Origin of the sequence: Variovorax raffinosi (genome assembly GCF_051216615.1) — a bacterium.
Lineage (GTDB): Bacteria > Pseudomonadota > Gammaproteobacteria > Burkholderiales > Burkholderiaceae_C > Variovorax.
This window is the reverse complement of sequence record NZ_JBPJZR010000001.1, coordinates 1262387-1281946: the sequence shown is the minus strand read 5'-3', so window position 1 is coordinate 1281946 and position 19560 is coordinate 1262387. Positions and strand designations below refer to the sequence as shown.

Genomic DNA, 19560 nt, shown 5'->3' with positions numbered 1-19560 from the left:
CATTTCAAACACACATCCCAACAAATCAACAGGAGAGTTCTATGAGCCGTATTGGCGACTGGATGCAGGAGCCCGCGCACGACGTGCGCGTGGCAGCCGAATCGGACGTGGTGGTGGTCGGTGGCGGCCCCGCGGGGCAGGCCGCTGCCCTGGCCGCCGCGCGCAACGGCGCGAGCGTGACGCTGCTGGAGCGCTACAACCACCTGGGCGGCCTTGCTTCGGGCGGCATGGTGCTGGTGCTGGACGACATGTGGGACAGCCACCAGCAAGAGATTTCGGTGCGCGGCATCTGCCTGGAAATGATCGAGCGCATGTCGGCGCTGGGCCTGGCCGAGTACCCGCGCCAGCAGGACTGGGGCACGCTGCCCGACTCGGTGCGCCGCTGGAAGCGCTGGGGCACCTACGACTTTCACAGCAAGGAGAAGCCGCACCCCATCTGCTTCGCCGCCGCGTTCGACCCCGATGCGTGGAAGCGAACCTCGCTCGAAATGGTGCAGCAGGCCGGCATCGAACTACGCCTGCACTCGTGGTTCTCGCGCACGCTGGTGGAAGACGGCAAGGTCAAGGGCGTGGTCTGCGAAACCAAGGGCGGGCGCGAAGCCATCCTGGGCAAGGTGGTGATCGACACCACCGGCGACCTCGACGTGGCCGCTTCGGCCGGCGCGCCGCACATCAGCGGCAGCTACATCGTGACGACCGTGTTCCGTCTCGGCAGCGTGGACACCGACGAAGCCGAGCGCTTCGAGCGCGAAGAGCCCGTGGCCTGGCAGGCGCTGGACCGCGAGATCAAGCACATGCTCGGCGGCGCATGGGACGCGTGGTGGCTCAAGACGCCGCTGCCCGGCGTGGTGTGGTGCAACTGCCCGCACATGCCGGGGCTCGATGGCCTGAAGGTGAGCGACCTCACGCGCGCCGAAGTGCAGGGCCGCGCCACCATCCACAAGGTGATCGATTTCGTGCGCGCCAAATTGCCGGGCTTCTCGAAGTGCACGCTGATCGACATGGCGCCGCAGACCGGCATCCGCCAGACGCGCCTGCTCGAAGGCGCCTATGTGATGACCAAGGAAGACGTGGCCCAGCGCACCCGCTTCGACGACAGCGTGGCACGCGGACGCGACTACTACTACCCGTACCGCACGCTGCTGCCGCGCAGTGTGGAGAACCTGCTGGTGGCCGGTCGCCACTACTCGGCCACCTCGGCTGCGCAGAAAATTTCGCGCGAAATTCCGCCCTGCATGGCGATGGGCGAGGCCACCGGCACGGCCGCCGCATTGGCGCTGAACGCGGGCGTGTCGGTGCGCGATGTCGATGTGGCAAAGCTGCAGAAGACGCTGCGCGCGCAAGGCGCAGACCCGGGCGACCAGAAGGGGCCGAATGCCGACGTGCCCGCCATCGCCCGTTCGTTCACGAAGGAGGCCGCATGAGCAGCGCCGCCAATGCATTGCCGCTGGACGGCATCCGCGTGATCGACTTCACGCAGGTCATGATGGGCCCGGTCTGCACGCAGATGCTGGCCGACCACGGCGCCGACGTCATCAAGATCGAGCGCAAGGGCGCGGGCGACCTGAGCCGCTCGACCTTCGCGCCGGTGGCGGGCAACGACAACCCGATCTTCTGCAGCCTGAACCGCAACAAGCGCAGCGTGGAAATCGATCTGCGCGATGCGGAGCAGATGGAACTGGTGAAGGCACTCATCGCCGGTGCCGACGTGGTCACCAACAACTTCCGCGCCGGCGTGATGGAGCGGCTGGGTCTGGGCTATGAAGACTGCAAGCGCCTGAACCCGCGCATCATCTACGCGGTGGGCACCGGCTTCGGCGAGACCGGCCCGTATGCCCACAAGGGCGGGCAGGACGTGCTGGCGCAGGCGCTCACCGGCGTGATGGCGCGCCGCGCCGATGCCTCGGTGCCGGTGTCGATCTACCCGACCGCGCTGGCCGACTACACCGCCGGCATGCACATGGTGCAGGGCATCCTGCTGGCGCTGCTGCAGCGCGAGCGCACGGGCGAGGGCCAGAAGATTGCCGTGTCGCTCTACAACTCCATGCTCGCGATGCAGATGCAGGAAGCGGCCATGGTCATGATGGAAGACTCCGAAGTGAACTGGGCCGCGATGCCGCTGTCGGGCGTGTTCGATACGCAGACCGGGCCGCTGGTGCTGGTGGGTGCGTTCAAGGCGAACCCGCTGCGCGACATCTGCGCGGCGTTGGGCATCGACGACCTGTCGCTCGATGCGCGCTTTGCCACCATGGCCGCGCAGTTCACGAACAAGGCCGAATTGCATGCGATCTTCCGCGAGCGCTTTGCAAGCAACACGCGCGATCACTGGCTGACCAAGCTCGAAGAACAAGACCTGCTCTCCGCCCCCGTGCGCGACATGCGCGAGGCGCTGGTCGATCCGCAGACCCTGCACAACGCGATGATTCTCGAAGGCGGCTCGTCGTCGAGCCGGCCGTTGAAGTTTATTGCCAGCCCGATCCAGATGTCGGGCGCCAAGGCCGGCCTGCGGCGCGAGCCGCCCAAGCTGGGGCAGCACACCGAAGAAGTGCTGGCCGAGGCGCGCGCGCTGATCGAGGAGGCCGATGCATGAGCGTTCTCTACGAAGTCATCGACCATGTCGCGACGGTCACCATCGACCGGCCCGAGGTGCTCAACGCAGTGGACCTGCCGACCGAGGCCGAGCTGCAGCGCATCTGGACCGACATCGAATCGCGCGACGACATCCGCGCGGTGGTGCTGACCGGTGCGGGCGAGCGCTCGTTCTGCGCGGGTGCCGACCTGAAGAACACCTCGAACCTCAAGGGCGTCGAGTACTGGGCGGCCGCGCGCACCGGCGGCTTCGGCGGCATCGCGCTGCGCGAAACGCTCGACGTGCCGGTGATCGCCCGCGTCAACGGCCTCGCGCTGGGCGGCGGCTTCGAGATGGTGCTGGGCTGCGACATCGTCGTGGCCTGCGAAGAAGCCAGCTTCGGCCTGCCCGAACCGCTGGTGGGCCGCCTGCCGCTGGACGGCGGCATGCTGCTGCTGCAGCGCCAGATTCCGTACCGCCAGGCCATGGGCATGATGCTCACCGGCCAGCGCGTGAAGGCGCAACGCGCGCTGGAGATGGGCCTGGTCAACGAGGTGGTGCCACGCGCCGAACTCGACACCACCGTGCACCGCTGGGTGCAGCAGATGCTGGCCTGCGCGCCGCTGTCGCTCAAGGCCATCAAGCAGGTGGTGCGCCGCACCGGCACGCTGTCGCCGGCCGAGGCGCACCGCATGCGGCTGCCGGCGCTGGTGGCGGCGCTGCAGTCCGAAGACGCGAACGAAGGCGTGCTGGCGTTCCAGCAAAAGCGCAAGCCGCAGTGGCTGGGCCGCTAGGCGCCCGCCCTTCATGCCATGGCCTACGTCATCACCGGCGCCTGCATCGACATCAAGGACGGCGCCTGCGTCAAGTGCTGTCCGGTCGATTGCATCTACGAAGGCGAGCGCACTCTGTACATTCACCCGGATGAATGCATCGACTGCGGCGTTTGCGTGTCCGCCTGCCCCACGCAGGCCATCTACGAAGACCTTCGGCTGCCGCCCGAAATGGAACACTTCGCGGCCATCAACCGCGAGTTCTTCTCGGCCCACATCAGCGGGCTCGGCTCGCCCGGCGGCGCGGATGCGAAGCGCGTGGCCTGCGACCACCCGGCGATTGCTGCGATGCCGCAAATGGCCGGTTGAGCCGGTTGATCGGCAGGTGCCAGAGGGGAGGGCCGGCTGATGCATGCCAGCATCCTCAAGTACTTCATCGAGGTCGCCAGTTGCGGCTCGGTGCGCAAGGCTTCTGAACGGCTCTACGTGGCGGCCAGTGCCGTCAACCGGCAGATCCACAAGCTCGAAGACGAGCTGGGCGTGGAGCTGTTCGACCGCATGCCCAACGGCCTGCGGCTCAATGCGGCTGGCGAGCGGCTGCTCAAGCACGCGCAGGAAACGCTGCACCAATACCAGGTGATGCGTACCGAGCTGGATGCGCTCAAGGGCGAGCGCACCGGCCACGTGAAGGTGGCGGCCATGGACTCCTTCTTCGAGGACCTGCTGCCTTCGGCGGTGGAAGATTTTCTGCAGGTGTTCCCGGCCGTCACGTACACCATCACCGCCGTGCAGCCGATGGACGTGGCGCAGATGGTGATGTCGGGGCAGGTCGACGTGGGCATGACCTTCGTGAGCCGCCTGCCGGGCGGCGTGGCCGCCGTGGCGCTGGCGAACCTGCCGATCGGCGTGGTGATGCCGCCCGGCCATCCGCTGGCGAACCATGCCAGCGTGTCGCTGAAGGAATGCGCGCGCTACCCGTTCCTGCGCTCCAGCTCGCACCCGGTCATCAGCGCCGCGCTGTCGCCCGAGTTCGCCGCATTCTGGGACGACATGGAACCGGCCGCCACCTGCAATTCGACGCCGACGCTCAAGCGGCTGATCAGGGCCGGCAAGGGCATCTCGTGCTTCTCCAAGATCGCCTTCATCGAAGACCTGAAGCGCGGTGACCTGATCTGGCGGCCCTTCGAGCTGCCCGCGCTGGACCAGTTGCAGGTGGGCATCGTGGTGCCGTCGCAGCGGGTGCTGCCGCATGTCACGCAGAACTTTGTCGGGCGCATGGCGCGGCGCCTGACGCAACTGGAGATTGCGGCTGCCGCGGTGTGAGCGCGATGGCGCGGGCGAGACGGACTAAGCTGGCGTTCCCGCGCGCTCGCATCGCCTTCTTTTCATGCTCACTCACAAACAGCTTCGCTACTTCGTGGACATCGTCGACGCGGGCAGCTTCAGCCTGGCGGCCGAGCGCCTGTTCATCGCGCAATCGGCCCTGAGCCGGCAGGTCAAGGAAATGGAGCTGCACCTGCAGGTGCAACTGCTCGCGCGCGACACGCGGCACCTGGAGATGACGCCGGCCGGCCGCTCGCTGTATGGCGATGCGCGGCGCATTCTTGCCGCGATCGAAAGCGCCACCGTCGGCGCGCGCCATGCGCAAAGAGGCATCGAGGGCACGGTGCAGCTCCTGCATTCGAGTTCGGTGCCGCTGACGCATGCACTGCTGGCGTGCCTGAAGGACCATGCCCGCCGCTGCCCGGGTGTGTCCATCGAGGTATCGCAGCGCGCTTCGGAGCATCAGGCGCTGGACATCGAGCAGGGCATTGCCGATGTCGGCCTGGCGCGCGAGCCCTTGCTGCGTCGCTATCCGGGCGTGCAGCACGAGCCGATCTTCTCGGAGCCGCTGGTCGTCGCCGTGCCCGCAACGCATGCATTGGCGGGCCGGCAGCACGTGGGCATTGCCGAGTTGCGCAACGAACCCTTCGTCGCCACGCCGCACCTGGAGCGGGGCGGGCTGAGCCATCGCGTGGCCGAGCTGTGCCGCGCGCAGGGCTACCACCCGACGGGCGCGCAGGTGCGTTCGCGCAAGTGGTCGCAACTGGCGCTGGTGCAGGCGGGGTTCGGCATTGCGATCGTGCCGGCGTCGATGGGGCAGATGGCGCCCGAGGGCGTGCGGCTGCTCGCGCTGGAAGGCGACGACAGCCGCACCACGGTGCTGGTGCTGTGGCGCACCGGGGGCACGAAGCTGGCGCAGGACCTGGTCGATTCGCTGCGCGCGGGCATGCGGGCGGCATCCCCTGGACCTAGCTGATTTCGAGATCGACGCCCGCCGCATTCTGTATTGGCGCGAAGCGGGCGAAGTGCCTAGATTCGCGGGCATGGATGCCATCGCCAATGCCTTGCCCGTCACGCCGCTTCAGTTTGCGATCGTCTGTGCGGGCGTGGTCGTGGCCTACGTCATCTTCGGCATCGCGGGTTTCGGCACGGCGCTGATCGCCGGGCCGGTGCTGGCCAACTTCATTCCGGTGGCCAGCGTGGTGCCCTTGCTGGCGCTGCTCGACTTCTTTGCGGCTGTAGCCAACGTGAGCCGCGACGCGCGTTCGGCCGATACGGCCGAGCTGCGGCGGCTGGTGCCGGTGATGGCGGTGGGCAGCCTCGTGGGGGCCGCCTTGCTGCTGCTGGGGCGTCCGCAGTTGATGCTGCTGGCGCTGGGCATCTTCGCGGTGGCCTATGCGCTGTATTCGCTCAGCGGCATCAAGCCGGTGTCGCAACTGCCGCCACGCGCGGCGCTGCCGTTCGGTTTCGTGGGCGGCATCTTCTCGGCGATGTTCGGCAGCGGCGGTTTCATCTATGCGATCTACCTGTCGGGCCGCATCGCCGGCAAGGAGCAGATTCGCGTCACCCAGTCCACGCTGATCGGGCTCAGCACGCTCACGCGGGCGATTCTTTTCCTGCTGGCCGGCGTGTACGCGCAGGCTTCGCTGCTCTGGCTGGCGGTGCTGCTGTTTCCGGCCATGCTGGTCGGTACCGCCATCGGGCGGCGCATCACGCTGCGCCTGTCGCGCGAGCAGTTCCTGCGGGTGGTGGGCGTGGCGGTGCTGTGCTCGGGCGCGTTCCTGATCTACCGCTATGCCGTGGCCTGAAAGGGGCGACGCACTTCGGGTGGCGTTGCGCTACTTGCCTTCCAGGATGCCGACGGTCCGGCACAGCGCTTCGGTCAGGAGGACGGTGTCGCGGCCGGCTTTTTGGCTCGAGACCACGAAGGCGTTGCTGTCGTTGAACAGGCGATAGGCCATGGCCGTCTCCGGGGGCAGTGGCTTGCCTGTCTGCCGCACCTCTTCGGCGAGTGCCTGGCGGAACGTGAGCAGCCGCGTGTCCGGGTGCTGCTTGCGCGAGGCCTCGAAGATCTCGCGCGGCGTCGCGCGATCCGTCAGTGACGGGAAGACGTCGCGCAATTCCGCGAGCGGCACGCAACCCGATTCGTGGCTCATGATGAACCACGTCGGTTCGGCCGCATGGCTCTCCATCGCATGCGCTGCAACGAACAGGGTGACCAGGGCGACGAAGGTGCGGGATGCTGCTGCGATCAAGGCCGGGAACTCCAGGGAAGGGGCGAGAGGCGCATTTTGATGCGGGCGGGGCATGGCATCATCGTGCGCCTCTCCCACCCGCATGCCCATGTCCGCAGATTCCTTCGTCCGCCGCGTCCGCAGCCAGCTCGACCAGTTGTCGGCAACAGAGCGCCAGCTTGCCGATTTCGTGCTGGAGTTTCCGGGCGAGCTGGCCAGCTATGCGGGCAACGAACTGGCGGAGCTGGCGGGGGTGTCGCCGTCGACGGTGAGCCGCTTCATCCGTCGCATCGGCTACGAGAACTACGAAGAGGCCCGGCGCCAGGTCCGCGAGGAAAAGCAGACCGGCTCGCCGCTGTTCCAGAACGCGACCGAGGCGTCCAAGCGCGGCCATCTGGTTGCCACGCATTTCCAGCAGTCGCAGGCCAACCTGGCCAGCACCTTCGACCGGATCAACGACAAGCAGATGGCCGGCATCGTCAAGGCGATCATCGGCGCGGGGCAGGTGCTGATCTTCGGCAGCCGCAGCAGCCATGCCTTCGCGCTCTACCTGCGCTGGCAGATCGTGCAGGTGGTGCCGCGCGTCACCGCCATTCCGGGGCCCGGCGAGACGCTGGCCGAGCACCTGGCGGGGCTGAGCGCGCGCGACTGCGTGATCGTCTTCGGCACGCGCCGGCAGACGCGGCAGATGGACATTCTTCTTGCGGGCGCCAGCAAGGCCGGCGCGAAGATCGTCTACATCAGCGACAAGGCCTCACCCGATTTCGCCGGTGCCACCTGGTCGCTGCAATGCGATTGCCGGGGACCGGGGCTTCTGGACAATCACACGGCCGTGATGGGCATCTGCGACCTGATCGCCACCATGGTGATCGAGGCTTCGGGCTCCGCCGGGCGCAAGCGGCTGGCCGCGATCGAACTCGGGCACGAGGAAAACGGCGAGCTTTGAGCGGCGAGCGACCGGCCTGATCGGGCCGGTGTGCACTGAAAAGACGCACGACCGCAGTGCGCATCTGCCCGTTCGAGGTGCACCCGCAACGGATGCGACAGGTCCCGGATGTGGCCGCCCGTGACAGTCATTCCACGCTTTCCCCTCTGAAAAGTTCCCCTGCGGCACACGGCTTCCGTGCGTCGCGCGCCATCGGGCATGTCGCTTGCATAGGGCTGTTCCGTCTGAAATTGAGATTTCACAAAAACAAACTAGGTGAAATCGATATGTCATTCTGCCGGCGTCGCCGATAGCATGCGAAGCGATTCCAGACAGCACCGAGCAAAGCACTTCATTCCTTTCCCAAGGGGTTTCCAATGGCTGGACCTGCACTTTCTTCCGGGCCCGACTCGCCCCGGGTTGCCGAGCTCGATCGGGCGCTCGACAAGATCGGCGTCACGCGGTCGCATCACACGATCATCTTTCTGATCCTCATCGGCTGCCTGTTCGACAGCTTCGAGCAGAACGCGGTGGGCATCGTGGGGCCGATGCTGCGCGAACAGTGGGGGCTCAGCGCCTCCGACATCGGCCTGCTGAACACCGTCACCTTTGCCTGCGCGGCGGTGGGGCGGATCATCTCGGGCTTCATCGCCGACCGCTACGGCCGGCGCGTGATGCTGTCGATCGACCTGCTGCTGTTCACCCTTGGCGCGGGCATCTGCGCGATGGCGCCCAACCTTGCGGTGATGGCGCTGGGCCGCGCGGTCGTCGGCTTCGGGCTGGGCGGCGAGATCGCGATTGCCGTCACCATGCTGGCCGAGTTCTGCTCGACCAAGTTCCGTGGCACCGCGGTCGGGCTGGTGAACGTCGGCGCCGGCGGGCTCGGCAACTTCCTCGCGCCGGGCTTCGGCCTGCTGGTGTTCTGGATGTTCCCGGGCGACAACGCATGGCGCTGGCTGTTCGCCTGCCTGATGGTGCCGGCGTTGCTCGGCGCCTTCTATCGCCGCTACATCCCCGAGACGCCGCGCTTTCTGCTGTCGCAGGGCAAGGTGAAGGAGGTCAATGCGGTGTTGTCGCGGCTGGCGTCGGGCCGGCTCTCGGCGAAGAACGTGCCGCAGAAGCAGTACATCACCGACGACGGACAGGCTGCGCCCAATGCCCGCGTCAAGGTGCGCGTGACCGAGATCTTTCGCGGTGCGCTGGCGCGGCGCACCGTGCCGCTGTGCATCACGATCTGGATGACCTACGGCGCGCAGATATCGGTGCTCACGCTGATGCCGACCATTCTTGTCACGCTGGGCTACAGCATGTCGAAGAGCCTGTTCTTCACGATGGTGATGCAGGGCGGCAGCCTGCTGGGCGCCATCGCGGCCTCGTTGCTGGGCTTTCACTTTCCGCGCAAGCGCGTGCTGACGGCCGGTGCCGTGTGCGCCTGCCTCGCGGCGCTGACCATCGGCTTCGCGGCCAAGAGCATCGTGGTGCTGTTGATTGCGGGTGCGGTGTTCCAGTTCTTCGTGCTGCTGCTCAACACGACCATCTGGATTTTTGCGCCCGAGCTGTACCCGACCCGCGTGCGCGCCTTCGGCACCGCCTTCATTCTTGCCACCGGCACGGCGGCGGGCGCGCTGATGCCGCTGGTGGCGGGCCGCCTGTTCGATGCCTTCGGCCTGGTCGGTGTGTTCAGCCTGGCGGCCGGCATGTACGCGGTCTTCGTGGTCAGCGTGCAGAGCGTGCCCGAGACCTACGGCCAGTCGCCCGATGCACTGCCGCTGCCGGGCGAAAGCCCCGGCAACGGCACGGCCCCGGCCACGAAGATCGTGCAGCCGGGTTGAATTTTCAGAGAGTCCCACGCATGCAAGAAATCCTGCTCATCAACCCGAACTCTTCGTCGGCGACCACCGCGATGATGGTGAAGATCGCCAACAGGGAAGCACCGGCCGGCTGCCGCGTGACCGGCGTGACCGCGGCCGGCGGGCCGTCCATGATCGTCAATGAACACGAGCTGGATGCGGCCGCCACGGAGGTCCTGAAGGCGTGGCGTTCCGCGGGCGGGCGATGGGACGGCGTGATCGTCAGCGCCTTCGGCGATCCGGGCATCGAGCTGTTGCGCGGTGAAGCCAGCGTGCCGGTGGTCGGCATCGCCGAGGCATCGATGCTCGTGGCCAGCGAAGGCGGCCGCCGCTTCGGCATTGCCACCGTCACGCCCGAGTTGGTGTCGCCCATCGAGGGCCGCGCGGCTGCGCTGGGGCTGCGCGATCTCTACACCGGCATCCGCCTGACGCAAGGTGATCCGCGCGAGTTGGCGGCCGATCCGCAAGCGCTGGAAGAAGCGCTGGCGCAGGCCGTGCAACGCTGCATCGACGAAGACGGCGCCCAGGCCGTGATCATCGGCGGCGGCCCGCTTGGGCAGGCCGCACTGGCGCTGGCGCCACGGTTCGATGTTCCCGTGATCGCGCCGATCTCGGCCGCCATGCGACTGCTGTGTTCGCGGCTCGCGGTCACGCCGTAGTTCGCGCGGGCGATCTCTTTGTTTTTAATGCAGCGCCTGCGTGCGCTGCGGCTTGCTGTTGTCCAAGGAGTATTGAATGAGCACTGTGGTCTTGCCTTCGGCGTCCGACATGTCCGTGGACAGCCTCGCGGAACGCGACCTGACGTTCAGGCGCATCGTCTGGCGCCTGATTCCCTTTCTCACGCTGGTCTGGTTCCTCGCGTGGATCGACCGGGTCAACGTCGGCTTCGCGAAGCTCACGATGATGAGCGACCTGCAATGGTCCGACGCGATCTACGGCGCGGGTGCGGGCGTGTTCTTCATCGGCTACTTCTTCTTCGAGGTGCCCAGCAACATCCTGCTGCAGAAGTTCGGCGCCAAGAAAACCATCATGCGCATCACCATCGGCTGGGGCGTGGTGTGCTTGCTGATGGCGTGGGTGAAAACGCCGCTGCAGTTCTACGTGCTGCGCTTCCTGATGGGGGCTTTCGAGGCGGGCCTGCAGCCCGGCGTGATCCTGTACCTGACGTACTGGCTGCCGGCGCACCGGCGCGGCAAGGCGCTCGCGGTTCTCCTGTCGGCCTCGGCGTTGTCGCTGATGTTCGGCAGCCCGATCGCGGCCTACCTGATGGAGACGCTGAGCGATGCGGGCGGCTATCGCGGCTGGCAGTGGCTGTTCGTGCTCGAAGGCATCCCGTCCATCGTGGCGGGCTTCGCGGCCTACTTCATCCTGAGCGATTCGCCGGCCAAGGCGCGGTGGTTGAGCGCGCGGCAGAAGGCGCACGTCGAAAGCGAACTGGCCGTGGAAACCCGGAGCCTGGGCAGCCGCGAGCACAGTTTTTTCGCGTCGATGCGCAACGCCCAGTTGTGGGTGCTGACGCTGATCTTCTTTTGCATCGTCGCGGGCAACGCCACGCTGGTGTACTACGGGCCGAGCATCGTGCGCGAGGTCGGCGTGACCGACATCAAGACGCTCGGCTGGATCATGGCCGGCATCTACGCCTGCGGCTGGGCGGGCATGATCGGCAACGGCTACCTGTCGGACCGGCGCAAGGAAGTGAAGTGGCACACGGCCATTGCGGCCGCGCTCGGTGCGCTGGGCCTGCTGCTCACGGCCTACTTTCTGGGGCAGAAGAACATGGCCGGCGTGATCGTGTCGCTGGCGCTGTCATCGGCCGGAACGATGGGGTCGATTCCGATCTACTGGCAGATCCCGAGCCGCTATCTCTCGGCCACCGCGCTGGTGGTCGGGCTGGCCTTCATCAATTCGGTGGCGAACCTCGCGGGGTACTTTTCACCGCAGTTGCTCGGCTATCTCAAGACCAGCACGGGGCAGTACGCGCAGGGCCTGACGGTCATCGCGCTCGTGGAGTTTCTGGCGACGGTGTTGATCGTGCTGTTCGTGTCGCGCGAGAAGGCGCGCAGCCCGGCGCCATTGCGATGACGCGATGAAATGATGAGCGCTTGCGCCGTGCGCGCCTCCTAGAATCCAGGCCCGCACTCGCCCGGCACAGCCCGGGCCAGGCGCATCGTTCATCTCATTTTTCCGCATGCCTTTTTTCCGACTCCGCTCCGCCGTTCCCGCTTCTCCCACTTTCCTGGCTCTTCTTCTCTCCGCCTTCGGCGCATCGGCTCCCGCCTTCGCCGCCGATGCCGTCCTGACGCTGAACACCGACCGCGTGCAGGAAGCCACCCAGGCCCCCGCCCTCGATCGCGCCGTGACCCGCTTCACCGGCATGGCGTCCGGCTCCTACTACTGGCCCGAAGGCCTGCTGGCCGAACAACTGATCGAGGGCCTGTCCTCGCGCCATGACCGCAAGGCGCAGGCATTGCCGGGCGGCCTGCAGTTGGTGTCGTCGTACCGGCGTCCTTATGGCGGCAGCGAGCGCGCGGCCGTGCTGATCGACAGCCGCAGCGGCGACGTGCTGGCCGCGGCGCTGGTGCACCGCCAGTGTGGCAAGGACTCGTCGTCCACCGGGTGCCTGGACGATCAGCACGCGGTGCTCTCGGTTTTCCTGCGTCCCGGTTTCGATCGCGCGAAGGCGCAGCCGCTGATCGCATGGAGCCGCGAGGTGCCCGAATCCCTGCAGGTCGGCGAAGCGGAGAAGATCGCGACGACCGAGTACGTGACGCTGGATGCCGCGCACACGGCCGCACGCCCCGTCGAACGGCCGAAGGGCTTTTCGGCCGACGTGCCGCTGTACCCGAAGTCGGTGATCTACCGCACCGCGCAGGACGCGCTGAGCGACGCCAAGGCCAAACGCGTGCTGCGCCTGCAGACCACCGACAGCATGGAACAGGTGCTGGCCTTCTACAAGAAGCTGTCGCCGCCACTCGAGGAGATGGAGACGAACCTTGACGCGCGCTCCGGCTACATCGCGGGCAACCGCAAGGGCGTGGCCTTTTCCGTTGGCGTGAAGCACGGGCGGGACATGCTGGCGATCACGAACATCGAAGTGGAAATTTCCGAATGAACGCGCTGATTCCTAAAACCATCGCGTCGCTGTTGTTCGCGTGTGCCGTGGGCGCTCATGCGCAGGGCACGCAAGTCGCGGCCCCGGGTCCCGTCACGACGGAACTGCCCGCGCCACCGCTGCGCCTGAGCGAGCAGCCCCGGATACGAAGCGCCGTGATCGCCATGGTCGGCTACGCGCGCGGCAGCTACACCGAGCCCGACGCGTTGATTGCGCAGCAGGTGCTCGAAGGCATGCGCTCCAGGCATGACATCACGCGCACCGTGTGGCCCGATGGCCGGAAGGTCATCGCATCCGTCAACGGCGGTGACCACGGCGAAGAGCGCGCCGCGATGCTGCTCGACGCCGAAGGCCGGCTGCTGGCGCTGGGGTTGGTCAACGGCCATTGCCGCGCACCCGCAAGCAGCGACGATCCCAAGGTGTGCAACCCCGCGCCGCAGACTGTGCTGTCGATCTTTCACACCGCTGGCGCTAGGCAGGCGGATGCCGAGCCGCTGATCGTGTGGGCCAAGACGCTGCCGGCATTCCTCGCAGCCATGGCCGACAGCGACGATCCGGCGAAGGCGGTGGACGCGCAGAAGATCGCAAGCGTCGAGTACATCGCCGGCCAGCCGGATGCGGCGGGCTGGCGTGTCGAGCAATTGCCTGCGGGCTTTCCGGTCTCGCTGCGGCCCTTGCTGCTGCAGGCGGCCGAAGTGAACAGCACGGCGAGCGCCGGCAAGATCGTGTTGCCCAAGGGCCTTGCCGGCAAGCCGATGCGCACGGAGTACGAACGCTCCCAGCGCAATGAGCCGCAACTGCCCGATGCCGAAGTCACGCTGCGCAGCTACACCGATCTCGACACCTTGGTCGGCACCTACCGCGAACTCGCGAAGGGCGCGAGCATGGAAGAAGGCCGGCGCGAAACCGTGTTCAACGGCATCGACGGCGCGGGCCGCTACAGCATCCGCTTGCGCGATGCGAAGGAAACGGGCGTGTTCATCACGGTGTCGAGCTGGAAGCGCAAGTAGCCGCTTGCGGCGGCACGATCCGCAGCCACGGCCATCGCGCCTGGTAGTCGCTCGCCTTCTTGAGAAAGAGCGCGGGCATCGGAAGCAGCGGGTTCATGCGCAGGATGCCCGCTGCCAGGTCGTCCAGCCCATCGGGTGCATAGAGCGAGCCGTCGGCCAGGTCGATGCCGACGCGTGTGCATGCGATGAGGTAGCGGTCGATGCCGTCGCGCGCGGATGCGAGCCGGGGGTAGGGCGATTTGAAGCGCTGCTCGTACCAGAGGTGCACGCGCGCCTGGTTCTTGACCTCCACGCTCACGCCCAGGTCAGCCACCGCGCGCTGCACGCGCTGGATCATGGCGTCTTCGGCGTCCCACGACAGGTCCGAGTCGTCGAAATAGAAGACGTCGTAGTCCTTCACGCCCCAGCCGGGCGGCTTGTCTGAAAGGCGGTTCCATGTCGCCTGGAAGAGGCAGCCGGCGGTCAGGAAGCCCTGGCGAAGCCCGAGGCCGGGCAGTCGTGAAAGCAGCGCGGCGTTGACGGGGTCTTGCATGGCCTGCTCGATCAGGCCGGGAGGTGTCAATGACATGTTGTCGATGCAATGCAAAGAGGCCTGACGACCACTGCCGTCAGGCCTCGAATGCGGGATGTGCGAGGGAAGCGGATCAGCCGACTTCGGCGATCAGTTCGATCTCGACGCAGGCGCCCATCGGGATCTGCGCCACGCCGAAGGCGCTGCGTGCATGCGCGCCCTTTTCGGCGCCGAAGACTTCGGCGAAGAGTTCACTCGCGCCGTTGGTCACCAGATGCTGTTCGGTGAAGGTGCCGACCGAGTTGACCAGGCTCATGACCTTGACGATGCGCGTGACCTTGTTCAGGTCGCCCACGGCTGCGTGCAGCGTGCCCAGCAGGTCGATGGCGATGGCGCGTGCGGCCTGCTTGCCTTCTTCGGTGCTGATGTTGGCGCCGAGCTGGCCGGCCCAGACCTTGCCGTCCTTCTTGGCGATGTGGCCCGACAGAAACACGAGGTTGCCGGTGCGCGCGAAAGGCACGTAGGCGGCCGCGGGGGCGGAGACGGGCGGCAGGGTGATGCCGAGGCTGGAAAGTTTGTCGTAAACGCTCATGGAGATTCCTTGTCTTGGGATTGCGATTGTGTCCGGGTTTGGGGCAGCGCCGCGATCACTTCCCCCACTGGCTGCACGGTCACGCCGACCCGCAGCGTGTGGCGTGCGCCGCCATGGAGTACGCCGCGCATCGGCGAGACGTCGGAGTAGTCGCGGCCGATGGCCAGGGTGACGTAGTCTTCGCCCGGCTGGCGGCCGTTGGTGGGGTCGAAGTCGGCCCATCCGCCGGCACTGCCCGCGCCATCGGCGCCGTCATCTTCGCCGGGCAGGTACACCGACACCCAGGCGTGCGAGGCGTCGGCGCCCACCAGCCGGGGCTGGCCGGGCGGTGGCTGCGTCAGCAGGTAGCCGCTCACGTAGCGCGCGGGCAGGCCCATGGTGCGAAAGCACGCGATCATGATGTGGGCGAAGTCCTGGCACACGCCCTTGCGCTGCGCCAGTGCTTCCACGGCAGGCGTGTTGATCTCGGTGCTGTCGGCGTCGTAGGCGAAGTCGCGGTACATCCGTTCGGTGAGGTCCATCGCCACGTCGAAGGTGGGGCGCTCGGGCACGAAGCTGGCGCGCGCGTAGGCGGTGAAGTCGTCGTGGCGGGGCACGTAGGGCGAGGGAAAGACGAACTCGGAGGCCGCATCGAAGGTGGCGTCCTTGCGAAAGCGGAAGCGCTCGCGCACGGCCTCCCAGGGCAGCTCGCGCGCGACGGTCGGCGACAGCACCGGCGTCGACGTCTCGACCACGCTCTCGGCCGTGACCACCAGCCGGTCGTGCGTGGCTTCGAGCGCGAAGAAGGCGCGCGTGTTGCCGTACAGGTCGGGCAGCTCGCTGCGCTGCGCGGGCGGCGGATCGATCGCGAGCTTGTGGCTCACCAGCCGCTGCGAGTCGGTGGCCAGCGGCTTCAGGTGCGCCAGGTGCTGCGCCGTCTCGACCGGCGGCGCGTACTCGTAGCGGGTTTCGTGGGTGACGTGAAGCAGCATCGCGCAGGCCGGTGGATGAAAAGGCTTTGTGCTTGCTTACTTCGACTCGGCGCCGAAGTACGAGGCGTAGATCTTGGCGTAGGTGCCGTCGGCCTTGATCTCGTCCAGGCCCTTGTTGATCTTGGCCAGCAGCTCGGCGTTGCCCTTCTTGACCGCGATGCCGTAGTGCTCGAGCGGGAAGCCCGCGTCGCTCACGGTCTTGAAGCCACCGGCCGCGTTGTTGGCCAGGTAGTGCACCACCACGCCGTTGTCGGCCACCACGGCCTGCACGCCACCGGCTTCCAGTTCCTTCAGCGCGAGTGGCGTGGATTCGAAGCGCTTGATGGCGGTGCTCGACTTGCCCAGCAGCTTGCCCACGACTTCGTCGCCGGTGGTGCCGTTCTGCACGCCGATCTTCAGCGGCTTGATGTCCTCGAACTTCGCGACGGGCGAGTCGGCCTTGACGGCGATCAGTTGCTTGGCGTCGAAGTAGGGCTGCGAGAAGTCCATCGTCTGGCGGCGCTCGTCGGTGATGGTGATGGCCGACACCAACAGGTCGCGGTCGCCCTGGTCGAGCGAATTGAAGATGCCTTCCCACGGCGTGTTGACGAACTTGACCTCGATGCCGGCCTTGGCCGCGACGGCCTTGACCACGTCGATGTCGAAGCCTACGGCATCGCCCTTTTCGTTCTGCGACTCGAAGGGCGTGTAGGCGGCATCGGTGCCGACCACCAGCACGCGTGCCGCGGCTGGCGGTGGAGCTGCGGGCGCGGCGGCGGGTGCCGCTGGCTCCTGCTTGCCGCAGGCGGCAATGGCAAGGGCTGCGAAGAGTGCTGCGGCGGTGAGTGCGAAGCGACGGTTGATGGCGATGCCTGACATGGAAATGCCTCCTTCGAAATATCGTTCTGGGTTCAGGCTCCGACGGAGCGAAGCGATTCGGATGTGAGCGTGAAGTAGCGCGTGCCGATGGCGTCCGACACATGGTAGGCCGCGGCCTCGCAGTTGGCGAGCAACTGCACGAGCGCGGGGTAGTTCGCGTCGGGCCCCGTGGCGCACAGGTGCTCCAGCGTCCAGGTGGCCGGATCGGGCAACTCGTACGACAGGGCCGTCAGCTTGCCGGGCGCGCTGCCGGCCAGCCGCGCGATGCGCCCGCGCAGCGTCTGCGTGACCCATGCGAGCGAGCGCGGGTTTTCGGCGTCGAGCACCAGCAGGTCGACCAGCGTGGCGACATCGCGCCGCTGCTGGTAGCGCGCGTGGAAGGTGATGGTGCTGTCGAACAGCGCGACCATGGCCTCGAAGCCGCTCACTTCATGCACGGCGCCGTTCTCGAAGCCGGCTTCGAGTGCGTTCGACAGGAAGCCCAGGCGTTCGATGTGGCGGCCGATGGAGAGCAGGCGCCACGCGTCGTCGCGCGACATGCGGTCGGTCTGCGCGCCGGTCATGGCGGCCAGCGCGGTGCTGGCGGATTCGAGCGCACGCAGCGCGGCGCTGGTGGCAAAGCTGCCTTCGCCGGCCTGTTCCGCGGCGCGCCGCAGAAAGTCGGCTTCGGCGCGCACGATCTGGTTCCAGTTGTCCTGCGACAGCCGCTCGCGCACCGCGGCAGCGGCCTCGCGAATGCAGCGCAGGCTGTAGCCGACGCTGCCGCCCTTGTCGACGTCGCCGAGTTCGGCCACCAGGGCGCGCTCGAACACGCGGCGCGACTGCGGCGCGCTCGGCACTTCGGCCGACACCAGCGAATTGCGCAGCGCCATGCGGTGCAGCCATTCGAGCAGCGGGCGCGACGACTGGTCTTCGCTGCCCAGCAGGTTGAGCGTGAGGCGCGCCAGCCGCACCGCGTTTTCGGCGCGCTCGGTGTAGCGGCCCAGCCAGAACATGTTCTCGGCGGCGCGGCTGGTGACCGGCGCACGGTGCCGCGCGAGCGACGCCGGCGTGGCGTGCGGCTGCAGCAGCGTGGTGCGGTCGACTTCGCCGTGGGTCTGCACCCACACATCGGCACTGCTGCCGCCGCGTTGCATCGACGCGATCTGCGCATCGGACCCCGCGAGCCGCGCCAGGCCGCCGGGCAGCACCCGCCACGACTGCGCGCCGTCGCTCACCGCGAACACGCGCAACAGCACCGCGCGCGGCGCGATGTGGCCGGGACCCATGTCGTCGTTGGCCCAGGTGGGCATCTGCGACAGCGGCTGGTAGCCCTGCACGGTATGGACATCGCCTTCGCGCACGATGCGGCCGGCCCATTCGTCCAGCTCGCGCCGGCTGAGCTGGCTGCCGAGCACCGCGTCGAAACTGGCGCGGCCCTCGAAGCCGGGGTAGGTGGGCTTGATGGCGCAGTCGCCGAGCTGCGGCAGCACCGCTTCGAGCGCGGCGCGTTCGCCGCACCACCAGGTGGGCAGCGCGGGCAGCTTGAGCTTTTCGCCGATCAGGCGGCGCGCCAGCCCCGGCAAGAAGCCGAGCAGCGCCGGCGATTCGAGGAAGGCCGAGCCCGGCATGTTGGCCACCAGCACATTGCCGGCGCGAATCGCCTGCAGCAGCCCGGGCACGCCGAGCGTGGAGTCGGGGCGCAGCTCCAGCGGGTCGAGGAACTGGTCGTCGAGCCGCTTGATGAGGCCGTGCACCGGGCGCAGGCCCTGCAGGGTCTTGAGGTAGAGGCGCTGGTCGCGCACCGTGAGGTCGCTGCCCTCGACCAGCGTCACGCCCAGGTAGCGCGCCAGGTAGGCGTGCTCGAAGTAGGTTTCGTTGTACGGGCCGGGTGTCAGCAGCGCGATGTGCGGCGGCACGCCGGCCGGGCACATGCGCTGCAGGCCGTCCATCATGGCGCTGTAGGTGGCGGCCAGGCGCTGCACCTGCAGGGCCTCGAAGGCCTGCGGAAACTGTCGCGTGATGGCCAGGCGGTTTTCGAGCAGGTAGCCCAGGCCCGAAGGCGCCTGGGTGCGCTGCGACACCACCCACCAGTTGCCATCGGGGCCACGCGCCAGGTCGAAGGCGGCGATGTGCAGCCAGGTGTCGCCCGGCGGCTTCACGCCATGCAGCGCGCGCAGGTAGCCTGGGTGGCCGCGCACCAGTGCCGGCGGCAGCAGGCCTTCGGCCAGCAACTGCTGCGGGCCGTAGACGTCGGCCATCACGCGGTCGAGCACGCGCACGCGCTGCAGCACGCCGGCCTCGATCTGGCTCCAGCTTTCGGGCGAGACGATCAGCGGGAACAGGTCGAGCGACCATGGCCGCTGTGGGCCGTTGGCGTCGGCGTACACGTTGTAGGTGACGCCGTTGTCGCGGATCTGGCGCTCGAGGCTGGCCGCGCGCCGGGGCAGGTCGTTGAAGCCGCCGGGGCCGAGTTGCTCGAAGAAGGCGTTCCAGGCGGGCGTGAGCGGGGGCTGTTCGCTGGATTGGGACTGGGTTTGCGTTTGCGACTGCTGCGAGGACGACTGGGACTGCGATTGAGACTGCGATGGCGCCGGTGTCGCCGGGCGCTCAGCCGCCGTGTCGTAGAGCAGCGGCGCGGGCGGCGGCTGCGCACCACCCGAAACTGGCCGCACAGGGGCGGCCGGCGTGGCTTGGCCACGCAGTTCGTCGTAGTGTCCGGGCCGGGCGGCCGGTGCGAGCGCCGACGCCAGGGCCGCTGGAAACTCCAGTGCCTGGGCGTCGAACAGTGATTCGTTCAAGGGTTCCACAGAGGGGGATTGTCACACCGCCGTCACGGCATGGCCGTTCAGG

At 67.6% G+C, this 19560-nt stretch carries 19 protein-coding genes; 13 read left to right on the top strand and 6 right to left on the bottom strand.

What is annotated here, in order from left to right:
- The first annotated feature begins 41 nt into the window (after positions 1 to 41).
- The 7 genes from ACSFB7_RS06050 (at position 42) to ACSFB7_RS06020 (ending at position 6473) form a co-directional block, all read left to right on the top strand.
- Positions 42 to 1424: an FAD-dependent oxidoreductase gene (locus ACSFB7_RS06050; protein ID WP_435468008.1), complete on the top strand. Its 1383-nt coding sequence runs from the start codon at positions 42 to 44 to the stop codon at positions 1422 to 1424.
- Positions 1421 to 2590: a CaiB/BaiF CoA transferase family protein gene (locus ACSFB7_RS06045; protein ID WP_435468006.1), complete on the top strand. Its 1170-nt coding sequence runs from the start codon at positions 1421 to 1423 to the stop codon at positions 2588 to 2590. Before ACSFB7_RS06050 ends, ACSFB7_RS06045 begins: the two co-directional genes overlap by 4 nt.
- Positions 2587 to 3363, top strand: a complete 777-nt coding sequence (locus ACSFB7_RS06040) for an enoyl-CoA hydratase-related protein (protein ID WP_435468004.1) — start codon at positions 2587 to 2589, stop codon at positions 3361 to 3363. The genes ACSFB7_RS06045 and ACSFB7_RS06040 overlap by 4 nt, the downstream gene beginning before the upstream one ends.
- Before the next feature lie 18 nt (positions 3364 to 3381).
- Positions 3382 to 3711 (top strand): ferredoxin, encoded by a 330-nt coding sequence (gene fdxA, locus ACSFB7_RS06035; RefSeq protein WP_435468002.1) that lies wholly within the window; start codon positions 3382 to 3384, stop codon positions 3709 to 3711.
- A 39-nt stretch (positions 3712 to 3750) separates the two neighbouring features.
- The gene (locus ACSFB7_RS06030) at positions 3751 to 4665 is read left to right on the top strand and encodes a LysR family transcriptional regulator (protein WP_435468000.1); all 915 of its coding nucleotides are present in this window, start codon (positions 3751 to 3753) and stop codon (positions 4663 to 4665) included.
- A gap of 64 nt (positions 4666 to 4729) precedes the next feature.
- A complete protein-coding gene (locus ACSFB7_RS06025; RefSeq protein ID WP_435467998.1) occupies positions 4730 to 5641 on the top strand; it encodes a LysR family transcriptional regulator in 912 nt (303 codons plus the stop codon).
- A gap of 67 nt (positions 5642 to 5708) precedes the next feature.
- Entirely contained in the window at positions 5709 to 6473 is a 765-nt protein-coding gene (locus ACSFB7_RS06020; RefSeq protein WP_435467996.1) for a sulfite exporter TauE/SafE family protein, read from the top strand.
- 30 nt (positions 6474 to 6503) lie between these two features.
- Here ACSFB7_RS06020 and ACSFB7_RS06015 read toward each other — a convergent pair whose 3' ends face one another.
- The gene (locus ACSFB7_RS06015; protein WP_435467994.1) at positions 6504 to 7010 is read right to left on the bottom strand and encodes a hypothetical protein; all 507 of its coding nucleotides are present in this window, start codon (positions 7008 to 7010) and stop codon (positions 6504 to 6506) included.
- Here ACSFB7_RS06015 and ACSFB7_RS06010 point away from each other — a divergent pair.
- From ACSFB7_RS06010 to ACSFB7_RS05985, 6 genes are all read left to right on the top strand, one after another.
- A complete protein-coding gene (locus tag ACSFB7_RS06010) occupies positions 7003 to 7845 on the top strand; it encodes a MurR/RpiR family transcriptional regulator (RefSeq protein ID WP_435467992.1) in 843 nt (280 codons plus the stop codon). The genes ACSFB7_RS06015 and ACSFB7_RS06010 overlap by 8 nt on opposite strands.
- Before the next feature lie 356 nt (positions 7846 to 8201).
- Positions 8202 to 9656 (top strand): MFS transporter, encoded by a 1455-nt coding sequence (locus ACSFB7_RS06005; RefSeq protein ID WP_435467990.1) that lies wholly within the window; start codon positions 8202 to 8204, stop codon positions 9654 to 9656.
- A gap of 20 nt (positions 9657 to 9676) precedes the next feature.
- Complete coding sequence (locus tag ACSFB7_RS06000; protein WP_435467988.1) at positions 9677 to 10333, top strand: aspartate/glutamate racemase family protein; 657 nt, start codon at positions 9677 to 9679, stop codon at positions 10331 to 10333.
- Between the two features lie 76 nt (positions 10334 to 10409).
- A complete protein-coding gene (locus ACSFB7_RS05995) occupies positions 10410 to 11756 on the top strand; it encodes an MFS transporter (protein ID WP_435467986.1) in 1347 nt (448 codons plus the stop codon).
- 106 nt (positions 11757 to 11862) lie between these two features.
- Positions 11863 to 12786: a hypothetical protein gene (locus tag ACSFB7_RS05990; protein WP_435467984.1), complete on the top strand. Its 924-nt coding sequence runs from the start codon at positions 11863 to 11865 to the stop codon at positions 12784 to 12786.
- On the top strand, positions 12783 to 13796 hold the full coding sequence (locus tag ACSFB7_RS05985) for a hypothetical protein (protein WP_435467982.1): 1014 nt from the start codon (positions 12783 to 12785) through the stop codon (positions 13794 to 13796). Before ACSFB7_RS05990 ends, ACSFB7_RS05985 begins: the two co-directional genes overlap by 4 nt.
- Here the strand turns inward: ACSFB7_RS05985 and ACSFB7_RS05980 are convergent.
- From ACSFB7_RS05980 to ACSFB7_RS05960, 5 genes are all read right to left on the bottom strand, one after another.
- Complete coding sequence (locus ACSFB7_RS05980; RefSeq protein WP_435467980.1) at positions 13768 to 14364, bottom strand: nucleotidyltransferase family protein; 597 nt, start codon at positions 14362 to 14364, stop codon at positions 13768 to 13770. The genes ACSFB7_RS05985 and ACSFB7_RS05980 overlap by 29 nt on opposite strands.
- Positions 14365 to 14440: 76 nt before the next feature.
- Positions 14441 to 14899 (bottom strand): RidA family protein, encoded by a 459-nt coding sequence (locus ACSFB7_RS05975; protein ID WP_435467978.1) that lies wholly within the window; start codon positions 14897 to 14899, stop codon positions 14441 to 14443.
- Positions 14896 to 15870 carry a transglutaminase family protein gene (locus tag ACSFB7_RS05970; protein WP_435467976.1) on the bottom strand — a complete coding sequence of 325 codons (975 nt, stop codon included), beginning with the start codon at positions 15868 to 15870 and terminating at the stop codon, positions 14896 to 14898. The genes ACSFB7_RS05975 and ACSFB7_RS05970 overlap by 4 nt, the downstream gene beginning before the upstream one ends.
- A 36-nt stretch (positions 15871 to 15906) precedes the next feature.
- A complete protein-coding gene (locus ACSFB7_RS05965) occupies positions 15907 to 16728 on the bottom strand; it encodes a basic amino acid ABC transporter substrate-binding protein (RefSeq protein WP_435467974.1) in 822 nt (273 codons plus the stop codon).
- A gap of 32 nt (positions 16729 to 16760) precedes the next feature.
- Positions 16761 to 19517, bottom strand: a complete 2757-nt coding sequence (locus ACSFB7_RS05960; protein ID WP_435467972.1) for a circularly permuted type 2 ATP-grasp protein — start codon at positions 19515 to 19517, stop codon at positions 16761 to 16763.
- Between the last annotated feature and the right edge of the window lie 43 nt (positions 19518 to 19560).